The 19,761-nt window shown below is 70.4% G+C and carries 14 protein-coding genes; 3 read left to right on the forward strand and 11 right to left on the reverse strand.

What is annotated here, in order from left to right; all coding sequences use genetic code 11:
- Positions 1-83: 83 nt before the first annotated feature.
- The 4 genes from ilvN to AB0915_RS31990 form a co-directional block, all read right to left on the reverse strand.
- On the reverse strand, positions 84-611 hold the full coding sequence (ilvN, locus tag AB0915_RS31975) for an acetolactate synthase small subunit (RefSeq protein WP_266981212.1): 528 nt from the start codon (positions 609-611) through the stop codon (positions 84-86).
- A 22-nt stretch (positions 612-633) separates the two neighbouring features.
- Positions 634-2,490, reverse strand: coding sequence for an acetolactate synthase large subunit (locus tag AB0915_RS31980; protein WP_366694398.1), 1,857 nt, complete (start codon positions 2,488-2,490; stop codon positions 634-636).
- Positions 2,491-2,696: 206 nt separating this feature from the next.
- Positions 2,697-5,534: an EAL domain-containing protein gene (locus tag AB0915_RS31985; RefSeq protein WP_366694399.1), complete on the reverse strand. Its 2,838-nt coding sequence runs from the start codon at positions 5,532-5,534 to the stop codon at positions 2,697-2,699.
- 285 nt (positions 5,535-5,819) lie between these two features.
- On the reverse strand, positions 5,820-6,770 hold the full coding sequence (locus AB0915_RS31990) for a 2-hydroxyacid dehydrogenase (protein ID WP_366694400.1): 951 nt from the start codon (positions 6,768-6,770) through the stop codon (positions 5,820-5,822).
- Positions 6,771-6,888: 118 nt separating this feature from the next.
- On the opposite strand from AB0915_RS31990, the gene AB0915_RS31995 reads away from it, so the two are divergent.
- From AB0915_RS31995 to AB0915_RS32005, 3 genes are all read left to right on the forward strand, one after another.
- Positions 6,889-7,881 carry an aldo/keto reductase gene (locus AB0915_RS31995; RefSeq protein ID WP_366694401.1) on the forward strand — a complete coding sequence of 331 codons (993 nt, stop codon included), beginning with the start codon at positions 6,889-6,891 and terminating at the stop codon, positions 7,879-7,881.
- A 192-nt stretch (positions 7,882-8,073) separates the two neighbouring features.
- Entirely contained in the window at positions 8,074-9,219 is a 1,146-nt protein-coding gene (locus AB0915_RS32000) for a PQQ-dependent sugar dehydrogenase (protein WP_366694402.1), read from the forward strand.
- A 37-nt stretch (positions 9,220-9,256) separates the two neighbouring features.
- Entirely contained in the window at positions 9,257-9,511 is a 255-nt protein-coding gene (locus AB0915_RS32005; protein WP_366694403.1) for a DUF6191 domain-containing protein, read from the forward strand.
- 46 nt (positions 9,512-9,557) lie between these two features.
- On the opposite strand, the gene AB0915_RS32010 is transcribed toward AB0915_RS32005, so the two are convergent.
- From AB0915_RS32010 to AB0915_RS32040, 7 genes are all read right to left on the reverse strand, one after another.
- Positions 9,558-12,680 carry an AAA family ATPase gene (locus tag AB0915_RS32010; RefSeq protein WP_366694410.1) on the reverse strand — a complete coding sequence of 1,041 codons (3,123 nt, stop codon included), beginning with the start codon at positions 12,678-12,680 and terminating at the stop codon, positions 9,558-9,560.
- Positions 12,681-12,738: 58 nt separating this feature from the next.
- Entirely contained in the window at positions 12,739-12,912 is a 174-nt protein-coding gene (locus tag AB0915_RS32015; protein ID WP_366694404.1) for a hypothetical protein, read from the reverse strand.
- A gap of 317 nt (positions 12,913-13,229) precedes the next feature.
- Positions 13,230-13,895, reverse strand: a complete 666-nt coding sequence (locus AB0915_RS32020) for a hypothetical protein (protein ID WP_366694405.1) — start codon at positions 13,893-13,895, stop codon at positions 13,230-13,232.
- A 96-nt stretch (positions 13,896-13,991) separates the two neighbouring features.
- The gene (locus AB0915_RS32025; RefSeq protein WP_366694406.1) at positions 13,992-14,546 is read right to left on the reverse strand and encodes a GNAT family protein; all 555 of its coding nucleotides are present in this window, start codon (positions 14,544-14,546) and stop codon (positions 13,992-13,994) included.
- Between the two features lie 21 nt (positions 14,547-14,567).
- Positions 14,568-16,787: an MMPL family transporter gene (locus AB0915_RS32030; RefSeq protein WP_366694407.1), complete on the reverse strand. Its 2,220-nt coding sequence runs from the start codon at positions 16,785-16,787 to the stop codon at positions 14,568-14,570.
- A 166-nt stretch (positions 16,788-16,953) separates the two neighbouring features.
- Positions 16,954-17,076: a hypothetical protein gene (locus tag AB0915_RS32035; RefSeq protein WP_366694408.1), complete on the reverse strand. Its 123-nt coding sequence runs from the start codon at positions 17,074-17,076 to the stop codon at positions 16,954-16,956.
- Positions 17,077-17,294: 218 nt separating this feature from the next.
- Positions 17,295-19,406, reverse strand: coding sequence for a phosphocholine-specific phospholipase C (locus AB0915_RS32040; protein WP_366694409.1), 2,112 nt, complete (start codon positions 19,404-19,406; stop codon positions 17,295-17,297).
- Positions 19,407-19,761: the final 355 nt, after the last annotated feature.

The raw sequence follows: 19,761 nt of genomic DNA on the forward strand, positions 1-19,761 counted from the left end.
ACCAGCACTACACCCAGAACCTCAAGCGCAAGGACAACGAGTTCGCCCGTAGGGCGGGCCAGGCGGGACTTTCGAAACACGCCCTAGGCCGTACGGTCGAGTGCGCGCAGCGAACGGTCGGTGATCGAGCGCGCGCCACGCCCTATGGCGATGGTGCCGGACTGGACGAGCTCCTTGATGCCGTACTGCTCCAGCATCTTGAGCATGGCCTCCAGCTTGTCGGCGCCGCCGGTCGCCTCGATCGTGACGGCCTCCGGAGAGACGTCCACGGTCTTGGCGCGGAACAGCTGAACGATCTCGACGATCTGGGAGCGGGTCTCGTTGTCGGCGCGGACCTTCACCAGGACGAGCTCACGCTGGATCGCAGCGGAGGGCTCGAGTTCGACGATCTTCAGTACGTTGACCAGCTTGTTGAGCTGCTTGGTCACCTGCTCGAGGGGCAGGTCCTCGACATTCACGACGATGGTGATGCGCGAGATGTCGGGATGCTCGGTGGTACCGACCGCGAGTGAGTCGATGTTGAAGCCGCGGCGGGAGAACAGGGCCGTGATCCGAGCGAGGACACCGGGCTTGTTCTCGACCAGGACGGAGAGCGTGTGCTTGCTGGACATGGAGTCGGTCTCTCTCTGTCTCTCAGTCGTCTTCGTTGTCGCCGAAGTCGGGGCGGACACCGCGGGCGGCCATGACCTCGTCGTTGGAGGTGCCGGCGGCGACCATCGGCCAGACCATGGCGTCCTCGTGGACGATGAAGTCGATCACGACGGGGCGGTCATTGATGGAGTTGGCCTCGGCGATGACCTTGTCCAGGTCGGCCGGGTCCTCGCAGCGGATCGCGTAGCAGCCCATGGCCTCGGACAGCTTGACGAAGTCCGGGACCCGGGTCCCCTTCGCCGGGGTGCCCTCGGTGTCGGCGCCGGAGTGCAGCACGGTGTTGGAGTACCGCTGGTTGTAGAACAGGGTCTGCCACTGGCGGACCATCCCGAGCGCGCCGTTGTTGATGATCGCGACCTTGATCGGGATGTTGTTGAGCGCGCAGGTGGTCAGTTCCTGGTTGGTCATCTGGAAGCAGCCGTCGCCGTCGATCGCCCAGACCGTACGGTCCGGCATGCCGGCCTTCGCGCCCATCGCGGCCGGAACCGCGTAGCCCATCGTTCCGGCGCCCCCGGAGTTCAGCCAGGTGGCGGGCTTCTCGAACCGGATGAAGTGCGAGGCCCACATCTGGTGCTGGCCGACGCCCGCCGCGAAGATCGTGTCCTCGGGGGCCAGCTCGCCGATGCGCTGGATGACCTGCTGGGGCGAAAGGCTGCCGTCCTCCGGCAGGTCGTAGCCGACAGGGTAGGTCTCGCGCCAGCGGTTGAGGTCCTTCCACCATGCGGAGTAGTCGCCGACGTGGCCGTCGGTGTGCTCGGCCTGGACCGCCTGGACGAGGTCGGCGATGACCTCGCGGGCGTCACCGACGATCGGCACGTCGGCGGCGCGGTTCTTGCCGATCTCCGCCGGGTCGATGTCGGCGTGGACGATCTTTGCGTACGGGGCGAAGCTGTCCAGCTTGCCGGTGACGCGGTCGTCGAAACGGGCTCCGAGGGCGACGATCAGGTCGGCCTTCTGCAGCGCGGTGACGGCGGTGACCGAACCGTGCATGCCCGGCATTCCCACGTGCAGCGGGTGGCTGTCGGGGAACGAACCGAGCGCCATCAGGGTGGTGGTGACGGGCGCTCCGGTGAGCTCGGCGAGCACCCTCAGTTCGGCGGTGGCGCCGGCCTTCATGACGCCGCCGCCGACGTACAGCACGGGGCGCTTGGCCTGGGTGATGAGCCGGGCGGCCTCGCGGATCTGCTTGGCGTGCGGCTTGGTGACCGGACGGTAGCCGGGCAGGTCCTGGGTCGGCGGCCAGCTGAACGTGGTCTGCGCCTGCAGGGCGTCCTTGGCGATGTCGACGAGGACGGGGCCCGGACGGCCGGTGGAGGCGATGTGGAAGGCCTCGGCGATCGTGTGCGGGATGTCCTCGGCGCGGGTGACCAGGAAGTTGTGCTTGGTGACCGGCATCGTGATGCCGCAGATGTCGGCCTCCTGGAAGGCGTCCGTACCGATCGCCCTCGAGGCGACCTGGCCGGTGATCGCGACCAGCGGGACGGAGTCCATGTGCGCGTCGGCGATCGGGGTGACCAGGTTGGTGGCGCCGGGGCCCGAGGTGGCCATGCAGACACCGACCTTGCCGGTGGCCTGCGCGTAGCCTGTGGCGGCGTGGCCCGCACCCTGCTCGTGGCGGACCAGCACATGACGGACCCGGGTGGAGTCCATCATCGGGTCGTACGCCGGAAGGATGGCGCCGCCGGGAATACCGAATACCGTGTCGGCCCCCACCTCCTCAAGAGACCGGATGAGGGACTGCGCACCCGTGACGTGCTCAACGGTGGCGGGGGACGATCCGCCGCTACGGGCCCGCGGCTGCGGATGGTGGGCCCCGGTGGCCTGCTCGGTCATCGGCATTCTCTTCTCGAAGCTGAGGGTTTTTGCGGGGTTTTGGGGTGTACCGGTGCAACAAAAAACCCCTCGTGCCGTGAGGCAAGCGAGGGGAGCGCGTCGGTGTGGTCTGCAGAGTGCCAACGAGGGCCTCTGCTTCAGCCGACGCGCTTTCCAAGTACGAGAATTCGGGTGCGCATGGCATTGACCCTCTCTCCGACGCGCCCGGCGTGTCAAGTTGGTGGGATGGCCGTCTCACCATGTGAGCCACTGAGGAGTGGGATCGAGCCGCCTGCCAGGACGGGCTGTGCGACCGGCCCCCCGGGCACCGGGAACTCGCCGCGGGCCAGTGCGCGGCGCAGCCGGTACTCGTCCAGTGGCCCCGAGAAGGCCATTCCCTGCCCATGTGTACAGCCCATGGCGCGCAGCGCGAGGACCTGCTCCGGTACGTCGACACCGTCGGCGACGGATTGCAGACCGAGATCGCAGGCGATCCTCAGCAGCCCGCTGGTGATCTTGTGCAGCCGGGCCGATTCCACGACGCCCTCGACGAGACCACGGTCCAGTTTCAGCACGTCGATGGGGAGCCGACGCAGCGCGTTGATCGCGGCGTAACCGCTGCCGAAGCCGTCGAGCGCGATCCGTACGCCGAGCCGACGCAGCGCGACGAGGCGCTGTTCGAGCTCGTCGAAGGAGACCCGGGGGTCGCTGTCGGAGACCTCGATCATCAGCGCGCCTGACGGCAGGCTGTAGCGGGTGAGGAGGGCCTCGACAGAACCGAACGGCATCGTCTTGTCCAGCAGTCTGCGGGCGGACATCCGGACGGCCACGGAGACGTGGTGCCCGGCCCTGGCCCGGTCCGCGGCCTGCTCGACGGCCTCTTCGAGGAGCCAGCGGCCGAGCTCGGCGGTGCGGTCGCTGTCCTCGGCAACACGGAGGAACTCGGCGGGGGTGAACAGGATTCCCTGGGTGGAGCGCCAGCGGGCCTGTGCGGCGACGGCGGCGACATTGCCGGTGGCGAGATGGATCACGGGCTGGTGGAGCAGGGCGAACTCGCCGTCCCGCAGGGAGGTTCGCAGCCGGGCCGCGAGTTCCGAGCGGTGTACCACGTCGGCCTGCATCTGCGGGGCGTACAGCTCGACGCGGTCCTTACCGCTCGCCTTGGCCCGGTACATGGCGAGATCGGCGTTGCGCATGAGGTCGGTCGGGGTGATGGCGGGCTCGGCGAAGGCGACGCCGATGGAGGCGGCGACGCGGACGTCGCCGCCGCCGATCCGGTAAGGCTGGGAGAGCGTGAGGCGCAGCCGGTCGGCGATCTCGTGGACCTGGTACTCACGCGCCGACTGGTCACGGGTGCCGTCGCCGAGGATCAGCGCCGCGAACTCGTCGCCGCCGAGGCGGGCGGCGGTGTCCCCCACCCGTACGGACTCCTGGAGGCGGCGGGCGGCCTGGATGAGCAGCTCGTCACCCGCCTGATGGCCCAGCCGGTCGTTGACCGCCTTGAAGCCGTCGAGGTCGATGAAGAGCACCGCGGTACCCAGGTCGCCGGAGCGGCGGCCGCCGAGAGCCTGCCGGACCCGGTCGGTGAACAGGGCGCGGTTGGGCAGGTCGGTGAGCGGGTCGTGCTCGGCGTTGTGCTGCAGCTTGGCCTGGAGCCGGACCCGTTCGGTCACGTCCCGGCTGTTGAGGATCAGGCCGCCCTGGTGACGGTTGACGGTGGACTCGACATTGAGCCAGTCACCGGTGCCGGACCTGAACCGGCACTCGATCCGGGTGGTGGGTTCCTCGCTGGGCGGGGCGGCCAGGAACCGGCGCACCTCGTGGACCACGCGCCCCAGGTCCTCGGGATGGATGATCGAGGCGAGCTCGGCGCCGATCAGGTCGTCGGCCTCGCGCCCGTACACCCCGGAGGCGGCGGGGCTGACGTACCGGAGTATGCCGGTGGGTGCGGCGATCATGATGACGTCGCTGGAGCCCTGGACCAGGGAGCGGAAGTGGTTCTCCTTCTGCGCCAGCTCCTGGGTGAGGGCGATGTTGTCGACGAGCATGATGCCCTGCCGGACGACCAGGGCGAGCACCACCGTGCACCCGGTGAACACCACGACGCGGTCCACTCTGTGGCCCTCGATGACGTTGTAGAGGATGCCGAGGGTGCAGACGGCCGCGGCGAGATACGGCGTCAGGGCGGCCAGCGAACCGGCGATCGGGCGGCTGGTGGTCCGCGCGGCGGGGCGCTGTTCGACAGCGTTGTCCGATGCTCGGTTCGCACCCCAGGGGGCGTACGCGAGGAGCAGCGACCCGGCGAACCAGCCGGCGTCCAGCAACTGGCCGGAGTGGTAGGTCTGCCGGAGCAGCGGCGAGGTGAACAGCGCGTCCGACAGGACCGTGAGGGCGAGCGCGGCGACGGCGGTGTTCACCGCGGAGCGGTTGACGTCGGACCGCCGGAAGTGCAGGGCGAGGACCATGGAGACCAGCACGATGTCGAGCAGCGGATAGGCCAGCGAGAGCGCCACGCGAGCCACGCTCGTCCCCCCGGCGTCCGCGAGGTGCGCGGTGTGGGCGAGGGCGAGGCTCCAGGACAGGGTCAGGAGCGATCCGCCGATCAGCCAGGAGTCCAGTACGAGACAGACCCAGCCGGCCCGGGTGGCGGGGCGTTTGGCGAGGACGAGCAGTCCGACGATCGCGGGCGGGGCGAAGCAGAGGTAGAAGACGTCGGCGAGGGACGGGGTGGGCACCGGGAGCCCGAGCACGACCTCGTACCACCCCCAGACGGCGTTTCCCCCGGCGGCCATCAGCGAGGAGAGCGAGAACAGCAGCCAGGCGGGCCGGAATCGGTTCTCCGCGGCGCGCGCGTAGAGGAAGCAGGAGACAGCCGCGATCAGGGCGGCACCGCTGAGGCCGAAGTCACCCATGACGAGTGCCAGTTCGGACGAGCCCCAGCCCAGGGCCGCCCCCACGGCATAACCACCGCAGACCAGGCCGAGGAGGATCTGCGAGACCAGCCCGGAGGCCCCGCCGGCGGTCGGCTGCCGGGAGAGGAGCGCCCCGAGTCCGCTTGCCGGGGCGCTCACCGGGGTGCGCCCGATGTCATCGGATGGGCGCGGACCCGGCGGGGTGGCCGGCCCGGCGGTCGCCGTCGACCGCCCTGTCGCGTCGGATCGTTCGCCCATCGGCCATACATCGCCCGTCGCCCCCCTCGCGTTCCGCTGCCACCCGGGTCCGCCCCCTTCCACAACGCAGCCCCCCATCCGGGACGATACACCAGATTCGTCACGCAGCGACATAGCCCCTCTACTCTGCGTGACCATCTGGAGAGTTGTCGACACGGTGTGCTGCGGAACGGATCCGCAGCGTGGTCAGCCGGTGGTGAGTACGACGTTCTGCACCGGCTTCCCCGCTGCGAACCGGGTGAGCTGGCCGGCCAGCAGGCGCTTGGCACGCGGCAGGAATGCCGATGTGCTGCCTCCCACATGCGGCGTGATCAGGACGTTCGGAGCATGCCAGAGGGGATGGCCGGCGGGCAGCGGTTCAGGGTCGGTGACATCGAGGGCGGCGCGCAGCCGGCCGGACTCGAGTTCGGACAGCAGGGCCTTGGTGTCCACGACGCCGCCGCGCGCGACGTTCACGAGCAGCGCGCCGTCCGCCATCGCGGCCAGGAAGTCGGCGCCCACCAGCCCGTATGTGGAGGCGTTCAGCGGAGTGGACAGGACGACTATGTCGGCCTCGGGCAGCAGTGCGGGCAGGTCGTCGAGCGTGTGCACGGGGCCGCGCGCAGTGGTCCGTGCGGAGCGCGCGACGCGCGCCACCCGCGCACACTCGAAGGGCACGAGCCGGTCCTCGATGGCGGCGCCGATCGATCCGTACCCCACGATCAGTACGGACTTGTCCGCGAGCGCCGGGTAGAAACCGGAACGCCACTCCTCCTTGTCCTGTCCGTGGACGAATCCGGGGAAGCCGCGCAGCGAGGCGAGGATCAGGGCGAGGGTGAGCTCCGCCGTCGAAGCCTCGTGGACGCCCTTGGCATTGCACAGCCGCACCCCGGCGGGCAACTGGCCGAGCCCCGGCTGGACATGATCGATACCCGCGGAGAGCGTCTGCACGACCTGCACGGCCCCCATCCCGGCGAGCGGGCGGACCGCGATCTCCGTGCCCTTCATGTAGGGAACAACGTAGAAGGCGCAGTCCGCGGGATCGGCGGGGAAGTCCTGCACACCGTCCCAGAACCGGTAGTTGAGACCCTTGGGGAGCCCTTCGATCTCGTCGGCCGGTATCGGCAGCCATACGTCGGGAGTCTTCGTAGAAGTCATGGTCAGGAGGCTATGCGAAGCCCGGCGGGCGGCAGAGGTTACTTTTGGGTGCGGTGCGGTCCCCTGACGGCGGGGCCGAGTGCCTCGCCGGGCGGGGTACCAAGGAGGGTTCGGGGAGTTGGAGCGCAGGAGTCTCGGGGCGGCGGCGCTCGCCGTGGGTGCGGTCGGACTCGGCTGCATGCCTATGAGCTGGGCGTACAGTGCGTCGCAGCAGCGTGGTGACCGTGCGTTGCGAGCGGTGCACGCCGCGCTCGACGCGGGTGCCGACCTGCTCGACACGGCCGACATGTACGGCCCCTTCACCAATGAGCTCCTGATCGGCAGGGCGCTGAAGGGGCGCCGCGACAAGGCGTTCGTCTCCACCAAGTGCGGGCTGCTGGTGGGCGATCAGCACATCGTGGCCAATGGCCGTCCCGGCTATGTGCGTCGGGCCTGTGACGCGTCGCTGCGCCGGCTGCAGACCGATGTGATCGACCTGTACCACCTGCACCGGGCCGACCCCGAGGTGCCGGTGGAGGAGACCTGGGGGGCGATGGCAGAGCTGGTCACCGCGGGGAAGGTGCGGGCGCTCGGGCTGAGTGCGGTCGGGGCACGGGCCTCGCGCCGGCCGGGGGCGCGGATGCATGACGGAACGATCCGGCAGCTGGAGCGGGTGCAGCAGGTCTTTCCGGTGAGCGCGGTCCAGGCGGAACTCTCGGTGTGGTCGCCGGAGGCGCTGGACGCGCTGCTGCCGTGGTGCGAGGCGCGGGGTGTAGGTCTGCTGGCCGCGATGCCGCTGGGGAACGGCTATCTGACGGGCACGCTGACGCCGGGCCAGGGCTTCGAGCCGGACGATCTTCGGGCCAGGCATCCACGGTTCACCGCCGAGATGATGGCGGCGAACCAGCCGCTGGTGGTGGGGCTGCGCCGGATCGCTGAGCGGCACGGGGCGACTCCGGCCCAGGTGGCGCTGGCCTGGGTGCTGCGGCAGGGCCCGCATGTGGTGCCGGTGCCGGGCACGAAGCGGGAGCAGTGGGCGGTGGAGAACGCGGCGGCGGCCGGGCTGGAGCTGACAGCGCAGGATCTGGCCGAGATCGTGCGGTTGCCGCGGGCGCGGGGGTCGTGGGACTGAGAGCGGGGGTGCGCGGGTCCTGCACCCGCTGAGAAAGTTCGTGGGCTTGCGGAACCCGGGGCCGGGCTGCGGTGTAGGAACAGTAGTCAGGCAGCCGCCGAAGGGACCGGTGCTGTGCGCATTGCTGTATTCGGATCGCCGAGAACCCCTGCGGGACACCCACACGTCCTCCCGGGAGCGCGCCGCGCGGCGGTGGCCGCGCTGGCTGCGGGCTCGCTGCTGCTGTCCGCGGGATGCTCGTCGAACGACGACTCGGGAAACACGCGGGCCCGCTCCACGGGCGCACCCGACACGTTGTCCTCCTCACCGTCCTCCTCGCCACCGGCGGCGAAGGGCTCGGTGAAGGTGGTGTCGACGCTGACGGAGGGGCTCGCTTCTCCATGGGGGCTGGCGGAGCTGCCGGGCGGCGATCTGCTGGTGTCCTCGCGCGACCGGAGGACGATCACCCGGATCGACGGCAGCACGGGGAAGCAGACGCTGGTGGGCACCGTGCCCGGTGTGTCGCCCGCCGGGGAGGGCGGGCTGCTGGGAATCGCGGTCTCCCCGGCGTTCGACACGGACCATCTGCTGTACGCGTACTTCACGACCGCGTCCGACAACCGCATCGCCCGCATGCGGTACGAGGGGACCGGCGGGGCTCCCGGCCGGCAGCTGGGTGCACCGCACACGATCCTGCGGGGCATCCCGAAGGGGTACATCCACAACGGCGGCCGGATCGCCTTCGGCCCGGACGGCATGCTGTACGTGGGCACGGGCGAGACAGGGCAGACCAGGGAGCTCTCACAGGACAAGAAGTCCCTGGCGGGCAAGATCCTGCGGATGACCCCGGACGGCAGACCGGCACCGGGCAATCCCGTGCCCGGCTCGCTGATGTATTCGTACGGGCACCGCAATGTGCAGGGTCTGGCCTGGGACGGGCAGAAACGGCTGTGGGCGTCCGAATTCGGGCAGGACACCTGGGACGAGCTGAATCAGATCGTGCCCGGTGGGAATTACGGCTGGCCGAAGTACGAGGGCAAGGTGGGCAAGGCGGGTTTTGTCGACCCCGTGGCCCAGTGGAGACCGTCCGAGGCATCCCCGAGCGGGATCGCCTTCGCCCAGGGCTCGATCTGGATGGCGGCCCTGCGCGGTGAGCGGCTCTGGAGGATTCCGCTGTCCGGCACCCCGGGCAGGGAACCTCTAGCGGCCCCGCAGTCGTTTCTGCAAGGGCAGTACGGCCGTCTGCGCACGGTGCTCGCAGCGGGCGGCGACAGACTCTGGCTGGGCACCAGCAACACGGACACCCGCGGCACCCCGAAACCGGGAGACGACAGAATCCTGGTGCTTCAGGTGCGGTAGCGGCGGCAGGCGACAGAGGGTGAAAGGGTGCGAGCCGGTGTTCAACTTCTTCGAGGAACTCTTCGCCCCGAGCCGTAAGTACGCCGCGGAAGAACAGAAGCGGCTGGAGCTGACCCGGGTGGATCTGGGCACGGGCGACCCCGCCCGCGGCCCGGTGGACCTGAGCTCGGGAAAGGTGACGGTGCGCGTCCCCGGTCCTGAGGGCACCCCGTCACCCCCGCCGCCGACCCCGCTTCAGGGCCCAGAAGACACCGAGGCCCCCTCAAGCCGCTCAGGCCCGTCCGGCGATTGAGGACGGACCGGTCACCGCGAGCCGGGCGCCCATTTTGTGAGCTCCTCTAAGACGCCCCGTTGCCCCGGTACAGGCGGAGGCGGTGCGCCAGGGCCGCGGCCTCGCCGCGGCTGGAGACGCCGAGCTTGGCAAGGATGTTCGAGACATGCACGCTCGCGGTCTTGGGCGAGATGTACAGCTCCTCGGCAATCCGCCTGTTCGTATACCCCGCAGCGACAAGCCGGTGCACGTCCTGCTCGCGCCTCGTCAGCCCGAACGACTCCACTGCCGCGACGGCCGCGTCCTGGAGCTGCTCCTCGGAGTGCTCCCGCTCCGCGGCCCCGCCCGTGGAGCCCGCCTCGGCCGGGACGGTGACGGCGACCGGAATCTCGTCGGGTGAGGGGGCGAGCGGGATGCGCGCGCGGCCGGCCAGCAGCTCGATGGTCTCGGTCAGCGGGCGCGCACCGAGCCGTTCAGCGATGCTGTGGGCGTCGCGCAGGAGGCCGGCCGCCGTGGCACGGTCACCGGAGGCGACGAGGATGGCCTCCGCCCAGCGGTGGTGGACCTGGGCCTGTTCGTAGGGGCGGGAGAGGGGGGCGAAGGCGGCGGCCGCGCGGGACCAGTGGTCGGGGGTGTCGGCGCCCTCCGCCCGGGCCAGCTCGGCGTTGATCAGCAGACCGTACGCGGCCCAGACCGGGACGAACATGGGCAGCTGCCCCAGGTGCTTGCGGATAAGGGAGAGGACCGCAGGCCGGCCGGGCTCCATGGCGGGCAGCCCGCGGGCGTCCGCCTCCGCCGCGGCGGCGGTATGCAGGAGCGGCAGCGCGTACCGCTGGGTGCCGGGCGGGAAACCCTGTTCCGCCTGCGCCTCGAAGGCGGCCCGCGCCTCCAGGAGGCGCCCCTGCTGCACGGCGAGGGTCATGGCATGACGCACGGGATTGATGAGGTGCTGGGGCTGCGGGTCGCGTGAACCGAAGTGCCGCCGAGTCAGCGCGAGCTGGACCTCGGCCTCGGCGAAGTCGCCGCGGGCGAGGGCCAGTTCGGTGCGGCGCGCGGCCACGAGGCCCTGCGCCTTGCTGGACTGTGCGGTGCGGGCCGCCGCATCCGTGGTCGCCCGGCTCTCGTCCCAGCGGCCGAGGGAGAAGTACGACGTCGCCTGGTTGGTGCGGACCCACGCCTCCATGTCGGCGACACCATGGCTGTGGCAGACCTCGATGCCGTGGTCCGCGGCGGCGACCGCTTCCAGCGAGCGGCCCATGGCTTCGAGGGTCGAGGGGAGGTTGTTGCTGGCGCGGCTCATGAGGCCCACGAGGTGGAGTTCATCGGCCCGGTCGCGGACGGCGTACATCTCGGCGATGCCCTCCTCGATACCGCCCGCATCGGCAGTGAGCCAGCCGCGGGTGAGCCGTGCGTGAAGTTCGATGTACTCGTCACCGACGAGGTGCGCGTACTCCACGGCCCGGTCGACTGCGGCGAGCGTCTCCTCGCCGGGGCGGTGCATGGCACCCCATCCGGCCACGCTCATGAGGACATCGGCATGGACGGCGGACGGGGGCAGGCCACGGACCAGGTCCTGGGCGATGGCCAGTTCCTGCCAGCCGTCGCCCCGGGTGAGGTCCTGCATCAGCCGGGAGCGCTGCACCCAGAACCAGGCGGCCCGGAGCGGGTCGGGGTCGTCGTCCAGGACCCGTATGGCCTTCTTGGAGATGGCAAGGGCGCGTTCGCGTTCGCCGCCGAAGCGGGCGGCAACGGTGGCTTCGGCCATCAGGTCGAGATAGCGGAGCGGGGTGGTCTCGGGGTCGCAGCCACAGGCCGGGTAGACCTCTGCGTAGTCGATGGGGCGCAGGGTGCGGCGTATCTCGTCGGGGACGTCGTCCCACAGTTCCATCGCGCGTTCCAGCAGCCGGAGTTGCTCGGCAAAGGCGTAGCGGCGGCGGGCCTGGACGGACGCCTTCAGAACGGCAGGAAGGGCCTTGGCCGGATCGTGGGCGCCGTACCAGTAGCTGGCCAGGCGCGTGGCGCGTTCGCCTGTGCGGACAAGCGTGGGGTCGGCCTCCAGCGCCTCGGCGTAGCGGCGGTTCAGGCGGGAGCGTTCGCCGGGCAGCAGGTCGTCGCTGACGGCTTCGCGGACCAGCGAGTGCCGGAAGCGGTAGCCGTTGCCCTCCCCCGTGGTGAAAAGCAGGTTGGCGCCGACGGCTCCGCGCAGCGCCTCGATGAGTTCGTCCTCGGCCAGTCCGCAGACCGCGGCCAGCAGTTCGTACTCGACGGTGGAGCCTCCCTCGGCGATGATCCGGGCGATCTTCTGGGCATCCTCGGAGAGCGCTTCGACGCGGACGAGGAGGAGGTCGCGGAGCGAGTCGGAGAGGCCGGCGCTGTCGCCGCCCTCCAGGCTGCAGGCGAGCTCTTCGACGAAGAAGGCGTTGCCGTCGGAGCGTTCGAAGATCTCGTCCACGAGGGCGGGCTCGGGGGTGGCCGCGAGAATGCCGGTGAGCTGACGACGGACCTCGGCGTGGCTGAACCGGGCGAGTTCGATCCGGCGGACGGTGCGGAGGCGGTCCAGTTCGGCGAGGAGGGGGCGCAGGGGGTGGCGGCGGTGGATGTCGTCGGCCCGGTAGGTACCGATGACGACGAGGCGGCCGCTGCGCAGCGTGCGGAAGAGATAAGCGAGGAGGTGACGGGTGGAGGCGTCCGCCCAGTGCAGGTCCTCCAGGACGAAAACGACGGGCCGGTCCGCGGAGATGCGTTCCAGCAGCCGGGCGGTGAGCTCGAAGAGTCGGGCGGTGCCGTGCTCATCGGTGGCGTCCCGGTCGGCCTCGCCGAGTTCGGGGAGGAGCCGGGCCAGTTCGCCTTCCTGCCCGGCGCAGGCTGCGGCCATCTCGTCGGGCAGGGTGCGGCGCAGGGCGCGCAGGGCCGTGGAGAACGGGGCGTACGGCAGCCCGTCGGCCCCGATCTCCACGCAGCCGCCGACGGCGACGACTGCCTCGCGGCGGCCGGCCGCGATCAGGAATTCCTCGACCAGCCGCGTCTTGCCGACGCCGGCCTCGCCACCGATGAGCAGCGCCTGCGGCTCCCCGGCGCTGTCGGGGTGTCCGCCGGTGGCGCGGGCGAGCGCATCGGTGAGCGAGGTGAGTTCGCCTGCGCGGCCGACGAACACGGGACTGACAGACCTGGTCTCCACGTCGCCGAGCATCGCACATGGGTGCGACACCGTGACGGCGGGAGGGAATTCGGTGCTCATCTCACGCCCGTTACGCGGCGTGGACGAACCTGCTGCGTAGCGAACTCACCGCCCCCTCGTCCTCCTTGTGTCCGGACCGGCGAGCGGCGCGGCGGTCCCGGCGGACCTGCCGGAGGATGCGCTCGTGCTCGGCCCGTTCCAGGAGTTCGGCTTCCCTGATCTTGTGGAGGTTGTACGCGTACATGTGGTTCTCCTGGATGTCGACGGCCCGGTGAGGCCTGGTGGAGGGGCAGTTGGTGCGACGGTCCCGGTTCTGCCGGGCTCGTTCTCTGCCGTGCCTCCACTTTCGTCTTCCAGGGGGTGTCGCCGCATCGGGCGACTTCCGCATCTCTGCGGGGCGGGGGCCTTAGGCGCAGGCGACAGGTGCCGCATCCGGACCAAGGCCCCCCGGGCGGATGCCTTAGAGGAGCTCAGGGCACCGCCGGTTGGTGCGTACTGCCCGATCGGCCATCCCTGGCAACGCCCCGATCACCCGCCCCAGCTGCGGCCCGATCGCCTGTCTCAGCCTGCGGCGCTCGCGGTCGGCAGGGGGACGATGAGGTCGAAGTACATGCCGACGGAGATCAGGACGCCGAGGACGCCGAGTGCGATTCCGGCGGTCGCCACGGCGCGGACCCAGCCGGGCTGCGCGTCCCTGGCGGGTGCGCCGAAGGCCGGGCGGACCAGGGCGAAGACGCCGACCAGCAGGGCGAGGAGCGCGAAGAGGCCGTTGACGAGGGCGGTGGAGTGCCAGGCGTCGCCGTAGATCTCGGAGATCTGCTGGGCCACGGAGCCACCGGAGGCGGTCTTTATCTGGCCCAGCAGGGTCTCCCGCTCGGCAGCGACCCGGCCCGGCCATGCCCCGGTGAGGCCGACGACTCCGAGGCCAACGGCGACGACGGCCGCGGCGGCCGCGCCGAGCCCGGACGGCGCCCGGTGGAAGTCGTCGTCCTTCGGATCGAAGTCGAGGTCCGAATCGGAGTCCGAATCGGCACTGCTGCCGTGCCCGGGACCGTCGCCGTCGCCCGGCGCCCGCCCGCCCTCGGCTTCACCCTCCGCCTCGTCGGACGCATCGGAAGCGTCCGACGCGCCCTTCACAAGCGTCGTGGATGTCGCGTCCGTGGCTTCGGGCGCCTCGGTGGCAGGGGCTTCGGTGGTCTTGGACGTTGTGGGGTTCATGCGCCGCACGCTAGGCGGCCTGGATGAGAACCCTCTTAACGTCCGCGGCCGGTCCGGTACCGCCCGGCCCGGAGCAGACCCGCACCGGGGCCGGGCGGTACCGTCTCAGCCCCGCTGAGCGCGCCACTCGGGTGCCAGCACGGACCAGATCTCCGAGTCGTGCCGTGTCCCCCGGTACGGGTAGCTCTCGCGGAGCACACCGTCGCGCGTCATGCCGAGCCGCTTCGCGACCGCGACACTGCGGGTGTTGGCGGAGGACGCCACCCACTCCACGCGGTGCATCCCGCGCTCCTCGACCGCCCAGTCGATCAGCTTGCACACCGCCCGGGTCACCAGACCGCGCCCCTCTCCCGCGGACTCCAGCCAGCAGCCGACCTCACAGTTCCCGGACTCGGTGTCGAAGATCCGGAAGAGGACGCCGCCGACAAGCGTGCCGTCCAGCCAGATGCCGTACAGCCGGCCCGTGTCGGCCGCCTGCTTGTCGGCGTACCGCTGCAGCAGGGCGCGCGCCGACTCGAGATCGGTGGCGAAGGTCGCGAACGGGATCCACGGGTCGACGAGCTCACGGGCCCGGTCGATGTGCGCGAGGAACTCCTCCGCCCGCCAGACTTCCAGCGGGCGCAGTTCCGCACCGTCGTCACCCAGGGATACCGCGAACATCGTGCTCCTCCAACTGTCGTCTCAGTGGACGCGCTGCGCGGCCGGTTCGTCGTCCTCGCTGCTGCGCGCCGAAAGAATTTTCGCATGCGGGGCCCGGCGGTCGGGCGGCTCGATGCTGATGCGCGGCAGCCATCGGTCCAGTCGGCGCGGCAGCCACCAGTTGGCGCCGCCCAGCATGTGCATCAGGGCCGGAACCAGCAGGGTGCGCAGGACGAAGGCGTCCAGGGCGACCGCGGCGGCGAGTGCGATGCCGAACATCGCGATGACCCGGTCTCCGCTGAGGACGAAGGCGAGGAAGACGGAGATCATGATCACCGCGGCGGAGTTGATCACCCGGCTGGTCTCGGCAAGGCCGACCCGGACCGCCCGCCGGTTGTCGCCGGTCTCCAGCCACTCCTCGTACATCCGGCCGACGAGGAACACCTGGTAGTCCATGGAGAGGCCGAAGAGCACGGAGACCATGATGACCGGGAGGAAGGGTTCGATGGGCCCGGCGCTGCCCAGCCCCAGCAGTTCGCTCCCCCATCCCCACTGGAAGATCGCGACGACGACGCCGAAGGAGGAGGCCACGGCGGCCACGTTCATCACGGCCGCCTTCAGCGGGATTGCGATCGACCGGAACGCCAGCAGCAGGAGCAGGCAGCCGAGCCCGATGACCGCGCCGACGAAGAGCGGGAGTCTGCCGATGATGACCTGGGCGAAGTCGTCGTAGCCGGCCGTCACACCGCCCACGTACGCGTGCAGTGAGGTGTTCTGCTCGGCGTGCGGCAGGACGTCCGTGCGCAGCCGGTCGACAAGTGCGCTGGTCTCCCGCGACTGCGGCGACGAGGCCGGGACGACGATGACGAAGGCCGCGTCGCCGCTGCTGTTGTACGTGACGGGGCTGACCGAGGCGACACCGTCGGTGGCCCGGAGCGTGGCGGGCAGACCGTCCATCGCGAGCCGGTCGTCGGCCCCGTCGAGCTGCGCGGCGATGGTCAGCGGGCCGTTGACGCCGGGCCCGAATCCATCGGCCAGCAGGTCGTACGCCTGCCGGGTGGTGGACGACGCAGCGTTGTTGCCCTGGTCGGAGCTGCCGAGATGGAGCGCGAACGTGGGCAGTGCGAGGACGAGCATCACCACGGCGGCGACCGCTCCGAGCAGTTTGGGGTGGCGTTCGACAAACGCCGACCAGCGCGCGGCGAAACCGGTGGGCAGCGCGGGCTGCGGTCCGTGCTCGGCGAGCTGCTTGCGCTCGCGCCGGTTCAGCGCCCGCATCCCGATGAGGGAGAGCAGCGCGGGCAGCAGGGTCACCGAGGCGGCCACGGTCAGCACCACAGTGAGCGAAGCGGCGATCGCGACGCCGTTGAGGAAACCGAGCCGCAGGATGAGCATGCCGAGCAGGGCGATGCAGACGGTGGCCCCGGCGAAGACGACGGCGCGCCCGGTCGTCGCAACGGCGTTCTGCGCCGCCTCGGCGACCGTCATGCCGCGCCGCAGTCCTGTGCGGTGCCGGGTGACGATGAACAGCGCGTAGTCGATGCCGACGCCGAGCCCTATCAGCATGCCGAGCATGGGGGCGAAGTCGGCGACGGTCATCAGGTGCCCGAGCAGCACGATGCCCGCGTACGCCGTTCCGACCGAGACGAGGGCGGTGGCGATGGGCAGCAGGCTGGCGGCGAGCGAGCCGAAGGCGAGGAACAGGACGACCCCGGCGACGACCACTCCGATGGCCTCGCTGAGATGGGCGGACGGTGCCTCGGTGAGGGCGACGGCGGAGCCGCCCAGCTCCACCTGGAGTCCGTCGCCGGCGGCCGCCTTCGCGGTGTCGACGACGGACCGGGCCTGCTGCACCGGGATGTCGTCGGCCTGATGGTCGAAGGTGATCGTGGCGTAGGCGGTGTGTCCGTCCGCGCTGATCTGCCCCGCGCCGGAGGCTCCGTAGGGCCCGGTGACGCCGCCGACGCCGGGCAGTTGCTCGATCGTGTGAAGGGTCCGGGTCATCGTCTGCCGGACGTCGGCGGCCCGGACGGTGGAGTCGGTGGTGTGCCAGACGACGGTGTCGGTGTCGCCGCCGAGGTCCGTGAATCCGCTCTTGAGCAGGTCGGTCGCCCGCCCGGACTCGGTGCCGGGCACGTCGTAGTTGTTGGAGTAGGCGGACCCCGCGAACCCCGCCGCGGTGGCCGCGCCGCCGAGGGCGAGCAGCCAGATGAGGACGGCGAGGAGACGGTGCCTGATGCACCAGCGGGCGATGGCAGCCAACGGACGTGCTCCCTGGTGGTTCGTGGATCTTTTTCGGGAGATCTGATGAACGGCCCGCAAAGAACACATGACCTGAGAATCGCCACTCTTGCAGCCCTCAGTGATCCTTTGCCTGCTTCGTGGCGATGCTCACAAGGACTGATATTTCCCCTACACGCACCGCCGGTTACTCACCGCGCGTCGCCCTCCGACCCCTCGTCGCCGCCTCCATTGATTCCTGCTGCGGCTCCTTCTCCGCCTCCAGCTCGTCCTCGTACTGCTCCTCGATCTCGGCGATGCCCTTCGCCACGCCTCCGCACGATGGACGGGACAGATGCGCGGCTCGCTGCCGAAGCCGCCGTCGGTCCCGGGTGCGGGGCAGCTGCCGGGGGCGTAGAGGTGGGGTCCGCCTCGTCCGGGGCGGACCCCGTCGTGACGCCGGACCAGTTCGCGATCGGTTCAGTCGTGATCGCGAATACGTCCGTCGCACGGGGCACGGTTCCGCGTGTCCGCGGCGGTGCCCGGCGGTCAGCCGGAGACGCTCGCCCGGCCGTTCTCGATGTGCCCCATCAGGCGGCGGCGGAACACGTCGTCCCCGTCGACGGTGACGGACAGGTCGTACCAGCCGTGCGCGTCGGCGGCCGAGTGGACGACCGTACGGCTCCGGCCGGGCTTGACCTTGATGGTCCGGGTCCAGTCGCGCAGGTCCGCCTCGTCGACGTACCCCAGCGGCCGGACGGTGAAGGTGAGCGTCCGCTGCCCCGTGTTGCGCAGGGTGACGTGCAGATCGCGCTCGTGGGCATCGATCCAGGTGGCGACCTCGGGTCCGCCGGCGGCAGGTCCTGCGAACTCGCGCCGGAAGCCGTTCGGCCCGGTCACCGTGAACCGGTACGCGTCACCGGTGACGGGGACCGTCCATTGCGCCGTGCCCCGTACGTCCCGGTGCTGCGGTACAGGAAACTCGCCCGCGTACGGGTACAGCGCGAAGTGCGCCGACGAACGGCCCGTGTTACTGAGGGCCACCCGCACTGCCCCGTTCGACACGGTCGACTGGGCGTCCGGCTGGTACGGCAGCGGACGGGCGGGCCGGACACCGGGCTCCTGTACGGGCATCTGCTGGACGGCCGGCGGCTTCGGCTGCCAACGTCCACTGAACGGCGGAATGGCGCCAGGCTGCTCGATCTCGGGCCTGCGGCGCCCGCGCGTGAAGTCGAACGCAGAGGTCAGATCGCCGGTGACGGTGCGCCGCCACTCACTGATGTTCGGCTCCTTCACGCCCGTCCACCGCTCCAGGAAGCGGATCACCGAGGTGTGGTCGAAGACCTCGGAGCAGACATAGCCGCCCACGGTCCACGGCGACACGACAAGCAGCGGCACCCGTACGCCGAGGCCGGTGGGCTTGGAATCCCACTGTTCCTCGGTCACCTCGGGCGGTGCCACGGGCGGCGGGACGTGGTCGAAGAAACCGTCGTTCTCGTCGTAGTTGATGATGACGGCGGTGTGCCGCCACACATCGGGGTGCTTGCCCAACGCGTCCAGGACCTTGTAGACGATCGTCGCGCTGTGGATCGGGGAGGAGACGCTCGGGTGCTCCGAGTCGACCGCCGACGGCACCAGGTAGGAGACCTCGGGCAGCGTGCCCGCCGCCACGTCCGCGGCGAACGCGTCGGCCAGCGTGCCGGTCTCGACCCGGCGCAGCGCCCGCTCGAACAGGCTGCGTTCCGTGTCCGTCAGGGTGGCGACACCGTCCTCCAGCAGACCCAGCAGCCTGGCCCGCTCGACCGCGTCGTCCGTGTCGCGGACGACCGCGTAGAAGGACTCCATGTAGGTGTGACCACCGGTCTTCGCCAGCGCCTTGCGAGCGACCGCCTTGAAGGTGGCGAAGAACTCGATCTGGTTGTCGGTGAAGTTCTCCCACTCGGTGTACGTCTTCCAGCTGTGCCCGGCCTCCTCCAGCCGTTCCGCGTACGTGGACCAGTCGTACCCCCGATGGGTGCCCTCGTTGTACGCGTCGTTGCCGACCGCCCGCTTGCCGTTCGCCTCGAAGCCCGTCTTCCCGCTCCACAGATGGTTGCGGTTGGGGCTGGTGGAGGTGTGGATGGACGAGTGGTAGGCGTCGCAGACGGTGAAGGTGTCGGCCAGTTCGTAGTGCAGCGGGATGTCGCGGCGGTCGTAGTACGCCATGGTGGCGGCCGTCTTCGCGGTCACCCAGCCATTCATCCAGCCGCCGGCCCATGCCTTGCCGCCGCCGCTCCAGGAGTGGTCGAGGGCGCCGATGTACTGGAGGTCCTTCTTCTGCGTCGCTGCGGCGTCCCGGACCGGGAAGGGCAGCACGGAGGTGCCTGCCGCGCCCGGCTGCTCGAAGACAGGCTTCCCGGAGGGCAACTCGATCGCATTGCGGTCGCCGAAGCCGCGTACGCCGCGCAGGGCCCCGAAGTAGTGATCGAAGGAACGATTCTCCTGCATCAGGATCACCACGTGCCTGATGTCCCCGAGCCCGCCGCCGGACCCCGCCGCAGGCGAAGGCTGTGCGGCCATCGCGGCCTGCAGCGACGGCGGCAGCAGCGAACCGGCCGTCGCGACGCCGAGCGCGCCGCCACCCAGTGCGAAGAGCCGACGCCGTGAAATGTCCGTGTTCAAGTTGAGCCTCCCGAGTCCGGTCGTACAGCGGGGAAGCTATTGAAGGCAGGTGGCTGCAGAAAGGCCACCGCACGGCCCGGCGGTGAACGTCCAAGAAGTCGCCCGGGAAAATCCAACCCGCAGGCCGCCGGTCCGAGCCCGGGCGTCGGCGAACGGCACTGCGCCGATGACGACGCCCAGCAGGGCCGCGGGTACAGCAACGGTCGCCTCGGGCAGCCCTGCCGGGCGTACGACGGCGAACGCCGGCAGCGCGAGGAGCAGCGCGACGGAGACGCTTTCGGCGGTGACGGCGTTCAGCTGACCTTCTCCGGGCGCGGGAAGAACAGGAAGGGGCGGTGCACCCGGTCAAACGGGT

The organism is Streptomyces sp. NPDC048411 (assembly GCF_040704695.1).
In the GTDB taxonomy this organism is placed as follows: Bacteria; Actinomycetota; Actinomycetes; order Streptomycetales; family Streptomycetaceae; genus Streptomyces.